The following is a 1,740-nucleotide window of genomic DNA, read 5'->3' on the forward strand; positions in this document are numbered from 1 at the left end:
GTAAGCGCTCACAGGTCCGCATCTATCCATAAATTTTTCATGTGAGATAATGGGCCTCCAATTCAAGGAGGTCTTCATGAAAACTCAGTTTGCACAGAATCGCGCGGCTCGCTGGATGGCGCATGTCCAGCAATGGCGGGAGAGTGGCCTCGGTAAGACCCGATACTGCCGCGAAAATGGTTTGGCTTTGAGCACGTTCCGATACTGGATAACAAAGTCCCGACCATCTTCTGGCGGCGAATCCGCCGCAATTCCCGCTCTTGTGGCGCTGCCGTTTACGTTCGCCTCGAAAGCCCCGTCTATTGGCCTCATGGTCTCCAATCGTTACGCTATGGATATTCCGGCCGACTTCGATGAGGCGACGCTGGCCAGGCTTTTGTCCGTGCTGGAATCCCGATGCTGAGGATGCCCGCGACCAAGGTCTATCTCGCCCCTGGAGTTACGGACATGCGGGCCGGAATCGACCGATTAAGCATGACGGTTCAGGGCCACCTGGCCTTGGACCCCTTCTCCGGGCACCTTTTCGTATTCTGCAACCGCAAGCGTGATGCGCTCAAGGTTCTGTACTGGGATCGCAACGGCTTCTGCCTCTGGCACAAGCGCCTTGAGAAACATCGCTTCTGCTGGCCGGAGCACGCGGCCGAGGTCATGAATATTACCGCACAACAGCTCGGCTGGCTCCTCGATGGTCTCACGATCAGTCCTCGTGGGGCACATCCGAATCTGGTATACAAATCTCTGATTTAGGCTTAAATCTCTTGCTATTTCAAGCTGTTGCGCCTATGCAAAAAAGGCATGGGCGACATCGAAAATCTGCCTGACGACGTTGGGCAACTCAAACATCTTGTCTGGGATTACTACCAGCAAATCAGCCAACTCCAGGACCGCGTGGCCCTGTTGCAGTCCGCCCTGTATGCTCCCAAGTCCGAGAAATCCAAGGATCTCTTCCAGGGCATTCTGCCTCTGCCCTTGGTCAGGACCGCAGAGGCGAAGCCGGTGGAAGTGCCCGTAGTCGAGATCCCGGCACACACCAGGGCCAAGCGTGGACGTAAACCTCTGCCGGATCATCTGCCGCGCATCGACATCGTCCACGATCTGCCCGATGACCAGAAGGTCTGCGGCTGCGGGGCTTGCCTGAAGCGCATCGGTGAAGAGGTTTCCGAAAAGCTCGACTACGTCCCGGCCGTCATGCAGGTGGAGCGCCATATCCGGCCCAAATACGCCTGTCCGTCCTGCGACGGCGAGGAAGGCATGCCGGTGGTGCGCATTGCGCCCATGCCGCCGCAAATTATCCCCAAGGGCATGGCCACTCCGAGCCTGTTGGCTCAGGTCGTCACAGCAAAGTTCGTCGATGCCATGCCGTTCTACCGCCAGACCAAGCAGTTTGCTCGTCTAGGTGTGGAAATTCCACGTCATTCCATGTCCGGGTGGGCCATGGCCGTGGCCAAGGCGCTGGAGCCGCTTCATGCGCTGTTCCGAGCGGAAATCCGCTCCGGACCGGTCATCAACATGGACGAAACCACTCTGCAAGTCCTCAAGGAACCAGGGCGACCCGACACCTCGACGTCGTACCTATGGCTCTTTCGTGGCGGCAACCCCGATCGGCCGACCGTGGTCTATCGCTACGACCCGACCAGGTCGGGCTCCGTCCCCAAGGAGTATCTGGGAGAGTACAAGGGCTACATCCAGACCGACGGCTACGCCGGGTATCAGGCCCTCGGCGAATCGGATGACATCATC

At 58.3% G+C, this 1,740-nt stretch carries 3 protein-coding genes; all 3 read left to right on the top strand.

The annotated features are described in order from the left end of the window. Positions 1-76 precede the first annotated feature (76 nt). Positions 77-403 carry an IS66 family insertion sequence element accessory protein TnpA gene (gene tnpA / locus BMZ40_RS18985; RefSeq protein WP_092379683.1) on the top strand — a complete coding sequence of 109 codons (327 nt, stop codon included), beginning with the start codon at positions 77-79 and terminating at the stop codon, positions 401-403. Next, on the top strand, positions 397-747 hold the full coding sequence (gene tnpB / locus BMZ40_RS18990) for an IS66 family insertion sequence element accessory protein TnpB (protein WP_092379685.1): 351 nt from the start codon (positions 397-399) through the stop codon (positions 745-747). Before tnpA ends, tnpB begins: the two co-directional genes overlap by 7 nt. Positions 748-795: 48 nt before the next feature. Then, positions 796-1,740 (top strand): IS66 family transposase (tnpC, locus tag BMZ40_RS18995; RefSeq protein WP_143075708.1); only part of this gene is annotated, 945 nt, incomplete at its 3' end.

Origin of the sequence: Desulfomicrobium apsheronum (genome assembly GCF_900114115.1) — a bacterium.
GTDB classification, from domain to species: Bacteria; Desulfobacterota; Desulfovibrionia; order Desulfovibrionales; family Desulfomicrobiaceae; genus Desulfomicrobium; species Desulfomicrobium apsheronum.